General features: G+C 69.6%; 15 protein-coding genes. 8 read left to right on the top strand and 7 right to left on the bottom strand.

What is annotated here, in order from left to right; genetic code table 11:
* Window positions 1-67: 67 nt before the first annotated feature.
* Window positions 68-829, top strand: a complete 762-nt coding sequence (locus ACYVK5_RS01620) for a DUF305 domain-containing protein (protein ID WP_460701539.1) — start codon at window positions 68-70, stop codon at window positions 827-829.
* A 99-nt stretch (window positions 830-928) separates the two neighbouring features.
* Here ACYVK5_RS01620 and ACYVK5_RS01615 read toward each other — a convergent pair whose 3' ends face one another.
* Window positions 929-1,756 carry a CPBP family intramembrane glutamic endopeptidase gene (locus tag ACYVK5_RS01615; RefSeq protein WP_460701538.1) on the bottom strand — a complete coding sequence of 276 codons (828 nt, stop codon included), beginning with the start codon at window positions 1,754-1,756 and terminating at the stop codon, window positions 929-931.
* Between the two features lie 184 nt (window positions 1,757-1,940).
* Between ACYVK5_RS01615 and ACYVK5_RS01610 the strand changes: the two genes are divergently transcribed.
* The 7 genes from ACYVK5_RS01610 (at window position 1,941) to ACYVK5_RS01580 (ending at window position 9,199) form a co-directional block, all read left to right on the top strand.
* Window positions 1,941-3,644: a carbon starvation CstA family protein gene (locus tag ACYVK5_RS01610; protein WP_460701537.1), complete on the top strand. Its 1,704-nt coding sequence runs from the start codon at window positions 1,941-1,943 to the stop codon at window positions 3,642-3,644.
* 4 nt (window positions 3,645-3,648) lie between these two features.
* Window positions 3,649-3,915: a cory-CC-star protein gene (locus tag ACYVK5_RS01605; RefSeq protein ID WP_460701536.1), complete on the top strand. Its 267-nt coding sequence runs from the start codon at window positions 3,649-3,651 to the stop codon at window positions 3,913-3,915.
* A 13-nt stretch (window positions 3,916-3,928) separates the two neighbouring features.
* Window positions 3,929-5,164 carry an ArsA family ATPase gene (locus ACYVK5_RS01600; protein WP_460701535.1) on the top strand — a complete coding sequence of 412 codons (1,236 nt, stop codon included), beginning with the start codon at window positions 3,929-3,931 and terminating at the stop codon, window positions 5,162-5,164.
* Between the two features lie 200 nt (window positions 5,165-5,364).
* Window positions 5,365-6,771, top strand: coding sequence for a sensor histidine kinase (locus tag ACYVK5_RS01595; RefSeq protein WP_460701534.1), 1,407 nt, complete (start codon window positions 5,365-5,367; stop codon window positions 6,769-6,771).
* Window positions 6,768-7,553 carry a response regulator gene (locus ACYVK5_RS01590; RefSeq protein WP_460701533.1) on the top strand — a complete coding sequence of 262 codons (786 nt, stop codon included), beginning with the start codon at window positions 6,768-6,770 and terminating at the stop codon, window positions 7,551-7,553. The genes ACYVK5_RS01595 and ACYVK5_RS01590 overlap by 4 nt, the downstream gene beginning before the upstream one ends.
* A 127-nt stretch (window positions 7,554-7,680) precedes the next feature.
* Window positions 7,681-7,935, top strand: coding sequence for a helix-turn-helix domain-containing protein (locus ACYVK5_RS01585; protein WP_460701532.1), 255 nt, complete (start codon window positions 7,681-7,683; stop codon window positions 7,933-7,935).
* On the top strand, window positions 7,928-9,199 hold the full coding sequence (locus ACYVK5_RS01580; protein ID WP_460701531.1) for a type II toxin-antitoxin system HipA family toxin: 1,272 nt from the start codon (window positions 7,928-7,930) through the stop codon (window positions 9,197-9,199). The genes ACYVK5_RS01585 and ACYVK5_RS01580 overlap by 8 nt, the downstream gene beginning before the upstream one ends.
* Before the next feature lie 106 nt (window positions 9,200-9,305).
* Here ACYVK5_RS01580 and ACYVK5_RS01575 read toward each other — a convergent pair whose 3' ends face one another.
* From ACYVK5_RS01575 to rpsF, 6 genes are all read right to left on the bottom strand, one after another.
* Complete coding sequence (locus ACYVK5_RS01575; RefSeq protein WP_460701530.1) at window positions 9,306-10,268, bottom strand: hypothetical protein; 963 nt, start codon at window positions 10,266-10,268, stop codon at window positions 9,306-9,308.
* Window positions 10,265-10,693, bottom strand: a complete 429-nt coding sequence (locus ACYVK5_RS01570; protein ID WP_460701529.1) for a hypothetical protein — start codon at window positions 10,691-10,693, stop codon at window positions 10,265-10,267. The genes ACYVK5_RS01575 and ACYVK5_RS01570 overlap by 4 nt, the downstream gene beginning before the upstream one ends.
* 214 nt (window positions 10,694-10,907) lie before the next feature.
* Window positions 10,908-11,357, bottom strand: coding sequence for a 50S ribosomal protein L9 (gene rplI / locus ACYVK5_RS01565; RefSeq protein ID WP_460701528.1), 450 nt, complete (start codon window positions 11,355-11,357; stop codon window positions 10,908-10,910).
* Window positions 11,358-11,374: 17 nt separating this feature from the next.
* Window positions 11,375-11,611, bottom strand: coding sequence for a 30S ribosomal protein S18 (rpsR, locus tag ACYVK5_RS01560; RefSeq protein WP_460701527.1), 237 nt, complete (start codon window positions 11,609-11,611; stop codon window positions 11,375-11,377).
* A gap of 109 nt (window positions 11,612-11,720) precedes the next feature.
* Window positions 11,721-12,275 carry a single-stranded DNA-binding protein gene (locus ACYVK5_RS01555; RefSeq protein ID WP_460701526.1) on the bottom strand — a complete coding sequence of 185 codons (555 nt, stop codon included), beginning with the start codon at window positions 12,273-12,275 and terminating at the stop codon, window positions 11,721-11,723.
* A 115-nt stretch (window positions 12,276-12,390) separates the two neighbouring features.
* The gene (gene rpsF / locus ACYVK5_RS01550) at window positions 12,391-12,681 is read right to left on the bottom strand and encodes a 30S ribosomal protein S6 (protein ID WP_207275716.1); all 291 of its coding nucleotides are present in this window, start codon (window positions 12,679-12,681) and stop codon (window positions 12,391-12,393) included.
* Window positions 12,682-12,760 lie beyond the last annotated feature (79 nt).

The following is a 12,760-nucleotide window of genomic DNA, read 5'->3' as shown; positions in this document are numbered from 1 at the left end:
GCCCGGCAGGGCCGTCATCACCTCGCGGTGATGGCGGCCCTGCCGCGTTGTGTGGGATTCTCCCGGTATGAGTCCCGTGCCGTCCTCCGACGCCCTGCTCGACGACGGCGCGCCGGGTGGCGACTCTCCCCCCGCTCCGTCGTCGGGCGACTACGACCTGCGCAAGCGCCTGCGCATCATGGGCGCGATCGTGGCGGGTGGCTTCGCCGCGGCCCTCGCGCTCGCATACTGGCTCGGCATCGCGGTTCCCGCACAGCAGGCGGCGGAGGGCTACAACGACACGGACCGGATCTACGCGCAGGTCATGGCCGAGCACAACGCGCAGGCGGTGGAACTGGCGTCGCTCGCGCCGAACCGCAGCGAGAACGCGCACGTCCTGGAGCTCGCGCACGACGTCGGGACGACGTCGGCCGAGCAGACCGATGCCCTGGCCAGCTGGCTCCGCGACCGGATGGTGCCGGTGCCCGCCTCCGCGACGACCGCGCTGGCGCTGTACGAAGCCGACGGCCTGGAGGGGGCCGGCGACGACGGCAACGGCGACGGGTCCGGCCCGCGCGCGCCGGCGGGGCTGACCCACGTGCACGGCACCGAAACCGACCACGGCATGCTGACGCCCGAGCAGGTCACGCAGATGGCGCGGCTGGACGGCGCGGCGTTCGACGCGGCGCTGATCGGCGCGCTGATCGAGCACCACTACGGCGGCCTCCAGCCGGTCGACGACGAGATCGCCGACGGCATGGACCCGGACGCGATCGCCCTCGCGACGGCGGAACGACAGCGGATCCGCGGCGAGGTGGAGGAACTGCTGGAGGTGCTGGGGCAGCTGTGAGGCCAGCCATGAGGTTGCTTACGGCTCGAGCCGCTGAAATGCAAGCAGGCTCCTGGCCCGTAAGCAACCTCCTGCCCACGTCACCCGGCGCATGTGGCCCTACGGCGCCGTGAGGAAGATGTCGAAGAGGTGCGGGTGGTGCCCGTGGACCAGGACGGCGAAGACGACGGCGTCGAACAGCAGGTGGACCGTCACGACGTACGGCAGGGACTTGAACTTCGCGAAGATCCAGCCCTGGACCAGCGCGAACGGGATCGTCAGCAGCGGGCCCCACTCGCGGTAGCCGAGCTCCCACAGGAACGACACGAAGATCAGCGACTGGAGCACGTTCGCGTGCCACACGGGGAAGTGCCGGCAGAGCAGGGCGAAGCAGACGCAGATGAAGAACAGCTCGTCCCAGATCCCGACGGCGTTGACCCCGATGAACAGGCGCCAGATGTCCTGGTCGCCCTCGAGGTCGGGCCAGTTGAGGTACGCCCCCGATCCCAGGAAGTAGGGCGGCAGGATCAGGTACCCCACCACGACGACGATGGCGAGGTACGCCCACTGTCCTCGCCCCCAGCGTTGCCCGGTCGCGACGGGGAATTTCACGGCGTCGTGCCCCACCACGTACCGGGCGAGCAACCACGGCACGAGCACCGCGCCGCCCAGCGCGAGCGTGAACTGCAGCATCCTGACGTTCGACAGCTCCGCGGCCAGGGAGATCGTCGAGATGATGCCGAGCCCGACGGCGATCAGGGCCAGGTCCTTCCCGAGGGCGCGGTCGATCCACAGGCCCAGGGCGACACCCAGGACGAGCGGTACGTACGCCACGGGCCTGATATGCACGGCGAACAGCAGGATCGCGGAGGAACAGACCAGGAACGCGGCGGCATACCTCAGCACGGTGTGGGTTGTGGTCCGTGTGGGAGCGGCGATGGTCGTCACAGGAAGCAAACTACCCCCAAGTCCAGGATGTCCGACGGCTGATCGGCCTTCACCTTGTGGGAAGCCGTGAATCCGGAACATGTTGTGTTGTCGTACAGTTCGTGATCGGTAACGTTTGGTCCAAGCTTGGGTGCAGCGTCGCAGCCGGGCATCGGATGTCAACGACGACAGATCGGAGCAACCCGTGAACTCCCTTCTCCTGGCGGTGATCGGCATCGCCATGGTGCTCGGGGGGTACTTCCTCTACTCGAAGTACCTCGCGAGCCGCGTGTACCGGCTGGACCCGGAATACGCCACACCCGCGCACACCATGAACGACGGCGTGGACTACGTCCCCACCAACAAGTTCGTGCTGTGGGGCCACCATTTCACCTCCGTCGCGGGCGCGGCACCGATCGTCGGCCCGGCCGTGGCCGTGATCTGGGGCTGGCTGCCGGCGTTCCTGTGGGTCACCATCGGCACCGTCTTCTTCGCGGGCATGCACGACATGGGTGCCCTGTGGGCGTCGGCCCGCAACCGCGGCCAGTCGATGGGCATGCTGTCGGGCCGCTACATCGGCGCGCGTGGCCGCTCGTTGTTCCTGGTGGTCATCTTCCTGCTGCTGCTCATGGTGAACGCCGCGTTCGCGACGGTCATCAAGAACCTGCTCATCGCCACCCCCACGGCCGTCATCCCGACCTGGGGCGCGATCGTCGTGGCGATCGTGGTGGGCCAGATGATCTACCGCTGGCGCATGAACCTCGCGCTGACCACGGTGCTCGGCGTCGTCGCGCTGTACGCGCTGATCCTGCTGGGTGACGCGGTCCCGATCGTGCTGCCGGAGGGTTCCGCGGCACCGTTCTGGCTGACGCTGCTGTTCCTGTACGCCGGAGTGGCCTCGCTGCTGCCGGTGCACGTGCTGCTGCAGCCGCGCGACTACATCAACGGCGTCCAGCTCTTCATCGCCCTCGGCATCCTCTACGGCGCGGTCCTCATCGCGAGCCCTGCCGTCGTCGCTCCGGCGGTGAACTCGAACCTGCCCGAGGGGACCCCGAGTCTCGTCCCGCTGCTGTTCGTCACCATCGCCTGCGGTGCGATCTCCGGCTTCCACGGCATGGTGTCGTCGGGCACGTCGGCCAAGCAGCTCGACAAGGAGACGGACGCACGCTTCGTCGGCTACTTCGGCGCCGTCGGCGAGGGTCTGCTCGCGCTCGGCGCGATCATCGCCGCGACCGCGGGCTTCGCGACCCTCGCCAACTGGGAAGAGACGTACGCCGAGTTCGGCAACGGCGGCGTGGGCGCGTTCGTCTCCGGCGGCGCGACGATCGTCAACGCGGGCCTGGGCATCCCCGACGGCCTGTCCGCCACCATCCTCGCGACCACGGCGATCCTGTTCGCCGCGACCACGATGGACACGGGCGTGCGCCTGTCCCGCTTCGTGGTGCAGGAGGCGGGCGACCTCATGGGCCTGCGCGTCAACAAGATCGTCGGCACGGTCGTGGCCGTGGCCGTCGCGATGGGCATCACGTTCAGCATGGGCGCCGGCGGCGAGGGCGGTCTGCAGGTCATCTGGCCGCTGTTCGGCACCACGAACCAGCTGCTCGCGTCCCTCACCCTCGCGGTGATCGCGGTGATCCTGCTGCAGCGCAAGCGGAACCCCCTGCCGGCGCTGGTGCCGCTGGTGTTCGTGCTGATCATGTCGGTGTACGCGCTGATCGTGCAGCTCGGTGCGTTCGCCGCGAACGGCCAGTGGCTGCAGCTCGTGCTCGACGTGATCATTCTCGTCGCCTCCCTCTGGGTCGCCCTCGAGGCCGCCATCGCCATGGTGAAGGCGTGGCGCGGGCCCGAGATCACGGACGACGCCGAGACCGCGGCAGCACCGTCGTCGGCGAGCGGCTCGGAGAACTGACGCGGTGAGCACGGCGCGGCGGTGGTGGCGCGGCCTCTCGGAGGGACTCCGGGAGTTCTACGTCGCGCCCTACCGCCGCACCTTCACGCGTGCGCAGCGTGAGGAGGACGACCTGTTCACCCTCATCGTGCTGTCCGAGGCGCTCGGGGTGCCCAACCCGGCGTCGTACTACACGATCGAGCTCCTGCCGCTCGTCCACGAGCGGGTCCACGAGTGGCACACCCGCATGGGGATGGACCGCTCGCCGCTGGAACACGTGTCGTGCTGCTGACCGGAGGCCGAACATGACCGGACGGTTCGACGGCGGTCGCGGATTGCCCGCCGACCCGGCCACGAGCACGGGCCGGCGGCCCGACGGCGGTGGTGCGGGCGGGCTTCTGAGCGGACCTGGCGGGAACACACTGCGGGGCGTCGCCTCGCGGGTGCGCGTGCTGTTCGCGGGCGGCAAGGGCGGCGTCGGGAAAACGACGGTGGCGTCCGCACTGGCGCTCGCCCAGGCCCGCGCGGGACGCCGGGTCCTCCTGGTCTCGACGGACCCGGCCCACAACCTGGGCCACCTGTGGGGCCGCCCCCTCGCCGACACCCCCACCCGCCTCACCACCACACCCCACCCACGCCTGCGCCCGCGCGCGACCACGCCATCTCGCCCCGTGGGAGCGCAGCCACCAGGCAGAATGGCGTGGTCGACAGAAATGGCGTGGTCGACGCCGGCCGGTGAGGGTATGGGCGGCGGAGGCGGGCATGTCGACGGGGTCGAGATCGATCCCGGCGGCACCGTAGAACAGCATCTTGACGAGGTCGGGCGGACGTTGCGGCGGCTCATGCCGGAGCGGCTGTCCGGGGAGGTCACGCGGCATCTGGAGCTGGCGCGGGAGGCGCCCGGCACGCACGAGGCCGCCATCCTGGAACGCATCGCCGACGCGGTCGAGACCGGCCTCGCCGAGTACGACCTCGTCGTCTTCGACACCGCGCCCTCGGGTCATACGGCCCGCCTGATGGCGCTGCCCGAGACGATGTCCGCCTGGACCGAGGGCCTGCTGCGCAGGCAGGAGCGGTCCGCGAGATTCGGGGCCGCGCTCCGCGGCCTGACGCGCGACGACGCGGACGACGACGGAGTGGGTGAGCTCGTCGGCCGGCGAGACCCGCGAGCCGAACGCGACGACGAGATCCGGCGCGTGCTGCTCCGCCGCCGGACCCGGTTCGAGCGGCTGCGCGAGGTACTGACCGACCCGGCCACGACGTCGTTCGTGCTGGTCCTCGCCGCCGAACGGCTTCCCGTGCTGGAGACGATCGAGCTGCACGAGCACCTGACGAAGCTCGGGGTCGACGTCGGTGCGCTGGTCGTCAACAAGCGCTCCCCGGCGGGCGCGGGCGCGTTGCTGGACGCCCGCCGCGCGCGGGAGGAGGAGCACCTGCGAGTCCTGGACGAGGCACTGGGTGACGTCCCGCGTGCCGAGGCCGAGTTGCTCGCGGACGACGTCGTCGGCGAGGACGCCCTGGCCCGCTTCGGCGGGTTCTGACCAGGGGAGCGCGGGCCGCAGGACGTCGCCACGTACCCGTGCCGCGACCGCCGGGCGGGGAGACACGGCGCCACGTCGCCGAACCCCCGCAGTGCGCGGCGGCGCACGCATCCGGAGCACGGCAGAAGCCACCCCGCCCCGAGGCGGCTCCGACCGCAGGGGGAGGCCGCCGGCGTCGTCGGACATCTAGGGTGGGGTCCGTGAACAGCCTTGCCCGACTCGCGCGATGGTTCGGCGTCGACGACGACTGGGAGCACGTCCCCGACGACCCGAGCCGCGCCTACCGGAACGACCTCATCGTCGGAGCCTGCATCGTCGCGCTGACCGTCGCGGCGACCGAGCTGGGGCGCAGCGCCGGGATGTTCGAGATGGGCGGCACGCCCCGGAGCCCCGAGTGGCTCCCCCACCTCCTCGCCGGGGTGACGGCGGTTCCGCTGGCGTGGCGGCGGCGGTACCCGATCATCGCCATGCTGACCGTGTATGCGTTCTTTCTCGGGACGGGGCTGTTCAACAACGCGGTGACGCAGGTCGCCCCGCTTCAGGTCACCTACTTCATGGCGCTGTACTCGGGGGTGGCGTGGGCCCGGGACCGCCGCGCGATGCTGATCGCGGTCGGCGTGGTGCTGCTGACGATGTTCGGCTGGATCGCGGTCCAGATCAGCGACGCCGCCGTGCGTGACGAATTCCTGGAGCAGGTCGGCGGTGAGAGCCCCGGACTGGTCTCCCCGTGGGTGGCGGTGACGCTCTACCAGCTCCTGCTGAACGTCGCCTACTTCGGGGGCGCGATCATCCTGGGCCAGCTCGCCTGGCACGGCGCCCGCCGCCGACGGCAGGTCGCCGAGCAGACCGCCACGATCGAACGACAGGCACAGGTGCTCCGGGATCACGCGGTCCTGGAGGAGCGGCTGCGGATCGCGCGCGAGCTGCACGACGTCGTCGCGCACCACGTCTCCGTCATCGGCGTCCAGGCGGCCGCGGCCCGGCGGGTGCTGACCAAGGATCCGGTCAAGGCCACGGAGGCGCTGAGCGTGATCGAGAAGTCGTCCCGGGAGGGTGTCGAGCAGATGCGCGGGCTGGTCGGGACCCTGCGGCAGGTGGACGGGACACGGCCGGGCGACATCTCGCCGGCGGATTCCGCCAGCACCGCGAACCTCGCCGGCATCGCCGTGCTCGCCGAAGACGCGACGGACGGCCTGACCTGCGTGTACCGGCTGGTCGAGGAACCGGGCGGGGCGAGCGCGACCGTTCCCGGACCGATCGGTGCGGCGCTCTACCGCACCGCCCAGGAGGCGTTGAACAACGTGCGGAAGCACTCCACGGCGCAGGGCGCGTCGGTCACGCTCCGCGTCGACCGGCGCGGGGACTCCGCGATGCCGCACGGCTGGGCCGAGGTCGAGGTGCTCGACGACGGCCACCGGCGTCCCGGGACATCGGGGAGCGGCCTCGGACTGGTGGGCATCCGCGAACGTGCCACCGCGCACGACGGGGAGGTCGAGGCCGGACCACGCGCGACCGTGGGGTTCCGTGTCCGGGTCCGGCTGCCCCTGCCCGGCCTCCCGGCAGCCGAACTCTCCGAATCCTCCGAGGCCGAGGGGGCCCACTCGTGATCCGTGTCCTGCTCGTGGACGACCAGCAGCTCGTCCGGTCCGGTTTCTCCCTCATCCTCTCGGTGGAGGACGACATCGAGGTGGTCGGCGAGGCCGCCGACGGCGCCGAGGCCGTCGAGCTCGCCCGGGAGCTACGGCCCGACGTCGCCCTCATGGACGTGCAGATGCCCGTCATGGACGGGATCGAGGCGACCCGCCGCTTCGTGGCCGACGACCTCGCGCGGGTGCTGGTCCTGACCACCTTCGACAACGACGAGTACGTGTTCCAGGCCCTGTCTGCGGGGGCGAGCGGCTTCCTGCTGAAGAACTCCGATGCGGAACGCATGGTCGAGGCCGTCCGCACCGTCGCGGCGGGCCACGCGCTCCTCGCGCCGGAGATCACCCGGCGGGTGATCCGGCAGATGGTCGACGGCGGGGCGGGTGCGGGTGCGGGTTCCGGTGGGCTGCCGGCGTCGCCGCACGGAGTGCCGACATCTCACGGATCGGGCAGGGCGAGCGGGATCGCCGCCCCCGACGGGCGGCCCACCTCGAACGGGTCGGCAGCGCCGACCGGGGCAGCGGCGTCGAACGCCACGGCCGACGGCGCGATCGCCACCCTCACCCCTCGCGAGCGGGAAGTCCTGGAACTGGTGGGCACGGGTCTGTCGAACGGCGAGATCGCCGAGCGCCTCTGGCTGGGCGAGGCGACGGTCAAGACCCATGTCTCCAACCTGCTGTCCAAACTTCACCTGCGAGACCGCGTCCAGGTAGTGGTGCTGGCACATCGGCACGGGCTGGTCTGACGCAACCTGGTGTCGTCGCCCGCCGGCATCCACAGTTCTGCCCACGATCGTGGGCATATCCGCAGTTGCCAACGATCGTGGGCAATTCTAGGATGCCAATGATCGTGGGCATCACGGAGGTGGAGCCATGCTGGTGATGAACGCATCCCAACTGGGACGACTCGTTCGTGACGCCCGCCGCCAGAAGGGCTGGTCGCAGGAACACCTTGCAGACGCGGTGGGCGCTTCCCGCAACTGGGTTCAGAGCGTCGAGGGCGGCAAGGCCAACGTCAGCCTCGACAAAGTGCTACAGCTGCTGCAGTGGGTAGACCTTGCCGTCGACGTGCGGCCGGTCCCGCCCGACGAATACGTCGACGAGATGGTGGGGATCGACCGTGGCTGACCGCCTGACGATCCACCTCGACGGAATCCGGGCCGGCGAGATCGATCGAGGGCGGAGCGACGGCCTGTCCCTCCGCTATCACGACGAATACCGATTCCGCGACGGAGCGGTACCGCTGTCCACCTCACTTCCGCTCACGGACGCAGTTCATCGTGGCGAGGTGGTCGAGTACTGGATCGACAACCTTCTCCCCGACAACGACGTCGTACGCCATCGATGGGCAACGATGTTCGATGAACGCCGGGCCACCCCGTTCAATCTGCTCAAGCACATGGGTGCCGACTGCGCAGGCGCCGTGCAGTTCCTTCCCGACGGCGAGACCGCTGACACGTACGGCGCGTTCGTACCGCTGTCGAACGATGACATCGCAGCACACCTTCGTGCGCTGCGGCAGGACGACAGCGCCTGGACCTTCGAGGAGTCTGGTGGGCGTTGGTCTCTCGGCGGCCAGCAGGGCAAGTTCGCGCTGGCACTCGGCCAGGAGCGAACGTGGGGCCTGCCCACGGGCCGCGTCCCCAGCACCCATATCTTCAAGATCGGAATCGCTCACCTCGGCGAGAGCGACGCCGCCGAGTACGTGAGCATGCGCGCCGCCCAGACGCTCGGACTGCGAGTGGCGGGCGTGGAACTCCGTGCGTTCAGTGGCGAGCCTGCCGTCGTCGTCGAACGGTTCGACAGAAGGCATGCCGGCTCATGGCCACCCGCGCGGATCCATCAGGAAGACGTGTGCCAGGCCTTGGGCTTGTCGAGATCGCTCAAGTACCAGGCCGACGGCGGGCCTTCCTTCGCCGACGTCTCGACGCTGATCGGGGACACTGTTCGCGCACCCCGCGTCGAAGGGGCCCGGCTCCGCCTTGCGGAAGCTGCCCTCTTCAACTGGCTCGCCGCCGGAACCGATGCTCATGCCAAGAACTTCGCGCTACTCCATGTGCCCAGCGGAACCGAGCTCGCGCCGCTGTACGACTTGATGTCGGCAGTTCTTGTGGAGGACGCCGAGCGCGTCTACTTCAAGGGCAAGCTGGCCATGAAGATCGCGGGACGCTACGAACTGCGCCGGATCGGATGGCCGGAGATCGAGAAGGCTGCTGTCGAACTTCAGGTCGACGCCGACTGGCTGGTAGCGCGTGGTCGTGAGATGCACGCGGCGATGCCGGAGGCGTTCGCGAAGGCCGTGGCCGACGCCGGCGACGCGATCGCCCCAGAGGTCGGCAAGCGGTTCGTCGAGGCGATCGAGGAACGCGCGCGCCAGACGCGGCCGCTCTGACATGTGCCGCCGCAGGTGGTCGGTTCGTCGGTGAGTGATCGGCAGATTGAACTGCCGATCGTTCGAGGACGGACCGATCACGAAGGCCCGACCGCCACACCGTCGGTCATCCGCGTGCCAGTTCTGTTGCCTCGTCCTCGTCGAGCGGAGCTGCGGCGCGCCGGAGCGCGATCCTGTTGCGTACGGCCGCCCATCCGGTCGGGATCCCGGTCGCGATCGCGACCACCCACACGGTCAGCCACCACGGTGAGTAGTCGAGTCCCAGGCAGGCCCAGATCGACAGGTGCATGGCGGTGACGGCGGCGGCGAACACGAGCCGCGTGGGGCGCCACAGGAGCAGCAGCGGCGCGCCGAGTTCCAGCGCCAGTGCGCCCCCGGCGAGAAGCTGAGGGAGAACCGGTGTCTCGGCCAGCCAGCGCACGAAGTCGGGACTGACCGGCGACGAACCCGCTCCCTGGCGCAGCACCCAGGACATGTTGTCGGAGAAGACCCAGGCCAGGCCGCTGTGCCGCAGCTTCTGCAGGCCGGTCAGGAAGTAGACGCAGGCGACCACCGCCAGCGCGGCACGTGGCGGCCATCCCCAGGCGACCTGCCGCGGCACGGCCTCGGACGTCCGGCCGGGGCGCCCGCCGAGTGCCGGCAGTCGCGCGAACAGGACGGGAACCGACGCGGTGAGCAGCAGGACGTCGTTGTGCATGAACTTTCCCGAGGCGCCCCACAGCCCGGCCAGCACCAGGAGCGCGCACCACGACAGCGCGAATCCCACGCCGGGCGCCCTGCGAGCGAGGACGAGGCCCACACCGACAAGTCCTGCCACCTGGATCGCGATGAGCACCGGCACCGGCAGGTGCGGCAACCAGCCGAGGGTCCAGAGCCGGTAGGTCAGCTCGGCCGGCCGGTCCGCGACCAGCGCCCAGTCGTGCACCAGCAGGCGCAGCGCGATCACCAGGGAGAGCCCTGTCTGCAGCACGACCACGGGTCCGGGACGCCCCGGGGCCACGAGCGCGGCGTCGAACCGGTTGCTCAGCGATCGGGCGCGCCCGATCGCGGCACGGACGAGGGTGCTCACAGGTCCGTTTCCCAGACGGTGGTGACGGCGGTCTCCGTGGCCTCGAGGGTCACCGGATCGGTCACCCGATCCACCTGGTCGATCCGGACCCAGGCCACGTCGTCGCCGTCGATACCGCAGTCGGCGAACCACGCGCCCAGCATGATGTCCCGGGTCTCCGGGTCGGCGGCAGGCAGCCTCGGAACGAATCGCATGGTCTTGCGCAGCACGGGATGGCTGACACACCCGACGACCTGTTCCGTACCGTCGTTCAGGCCCACCACGAGCCGCTGGCCCGAGCCTTCTGCCGTGCGGACGTTGCTGAACAGGCGGTACGCCGAGAAGGGCCAGAAGTCGACGCCCACCAGGGCGAACACCAGCAGCAGACCCAGCGTGCCGTACGTGACCGATCGCGCACGACGGCGCGTACTGACGTCCGACCGCATCCGCTGGCCCCTCACTATCCGGTAGGTGGCTCGATGCTACCGGCGACATGCCTGCGAACAGGCACAATGCGCGGCCAGGTAGGCAGTGAGGGACAGAGCACAGGTCACGGAAGCACTACGCGATACCGCCGGTACGTGCCGCTGTTGAGCGGCTGAACGCACAGAGGGGCCCCGGATCCTCAGGATCCGGGGCCCCTCCTGCGCGTGGGCCAGGTCAGCCCGCGACGACCTTGACGTTGATCTTGGCCGACACCTCGGGGTGCAGGCGGATCGACACGGTGTGGTCGCCGGTGGACTTGATCGGCTGACCGATCTCGATCTTGCGCTTGTCCACGGACTTGCCACCCTGGGCGGCCACGGCGGAGGCAATCTCCGCGGTCGTGATCGCGCCGAACAGGCGGCCACCCGGGCCGGCCTTCGCCGTGACCGTCACCGGCTTGGCGGCGATGGAGTCGGCCAGGGCCTTCGCCTCGTCGAGCGTGGCGATCTCGCGTGCCTTGCGGGCACGACGGATCGCGGTCACGTCCTTCTCGGCGCCCTTGGTCCACGGCGTGGCCAGCGAACGCGGGATGAGGAAGTTCCGGGCGTACCCGTCCTTCACCTCGACCACGTCGCCGGGCTCACCCAGGCCGGTCACCTCGTGGGTCAGGATCAGCTTTGCCATGATTCTCGATCCCTTCCTCAGCGAGCCGTCGACGTGTACGGCAGCAGGGCCATCTCGCGGGCGTTCTTCACGGCCTTCGCGATCTGACGCTGCTCCTGCACCGTCACGCCGGTGACACGACGGGCACGGATCTTGCCGCGGTCCGAGATGAACTTACGCAGCAGGGCGGTGTCCTTGTAGTCGATGTTGTCGATCTTCGCGGACTTGAGCGGGTTGGTCTTCTTCTTGGGCTTGCGCACCACAGGCTTCGCCATGGTGTTGCTCCTTCTTCAGGTGCGGAGCCGCGCCCCCGGCCGGCCGGCGCGCTTCGCGCACAGGCCGTGCCACCGGGCACGACAAGATGTTGTCTGGGTTGGGTGCCGGTCAGAAGGGCGGGTCCTCCGAGAACCCGCCACCGGACGACGCGGGGCCTGCTGTGGCCCACGGGTCGGACTGCTGCTGACCACCACCGGACGAGCTGAAGCCTCCGCCGGAACCTCCGCCGAAGCCACCAGAGTTCTGGCCGCCTCCGCCGAAGTCCCCGCCGCCTCCGAAGCCGCCGCCACCACCGGACCGCTGGGCCCGGGTGACCTTGGCCGTGGCGCGCCGCAGGGACGGACCGATCTCGTCCACCTGCAACTCGACGACGGTGCGCTTCTCCCCCTCGCGGGTCTCGTACGAGCGCTGCACCAGGCGGCCCTGCGCGATGACGCGCATGCCCTTGGTCAGCGACTCGGCGACGTTCTCCGCGGCTTCCCGCCACAGCGAGCAGCGCATGAACAGGGTTTCCCCGTCCTTCCACTCGTTGCTCTGGCGGTCGAAGATGCGCGGCGTGGAAGCGATCGTGAAGTTGGCTACTGCCGCACCCGATGGGGTGAAGCGCAGCTCCGGGTCACCGGTCAGGTTTCCGACCACTGTGATGACGGTCTCACCAGCCATTACCAAGTTCCTCGATTCGTCTCGACGCCGTTCTCATGCCGCATCCCATCACGAGACACTGACATTCGCGCATCCGGCGAACGTGTCACGAGGGGACCTCAGCTCTGCGGTTACTTCAGCGGGCGTCCGTGCGCAGGATCTTGGTACGCAGCACGGCCTCGTTCAGGCCGAGCTGGCGGTCCAGCTCCTTCGCGGTGTCCGGCGTCGACGTGAAGTCGACGACGGCGTAGATGCCCTCGGACTTCTTCAAGATGTCGAACGCCAGGCGGCGACGACCCCAGATGTCCATCTTGTCGACGGTGCCGCCATCGGTCTTCACGACCGTGAGCAGCTTCTCGAGCGACGGCTGAACGGTGCGCTCCTCGACCTCCGGGTCCAGGATCACCATCAGTTCGTACTGACGCATGTCGATACCCACCTCCTCTGGTCTCAGCGGTCACGGTCGTTCCGTGACAGGAGGGTTCTCATCGTCGCTGCACCCGACA

Source organism: Myceligenerans halotolerans, assembly GCF_054782975.1.
The sequence above is the reverse complement of the archived record's forward strand: the minus strand, read 5'-3'. Positions and strand labels throughout refer to the sequence as shown.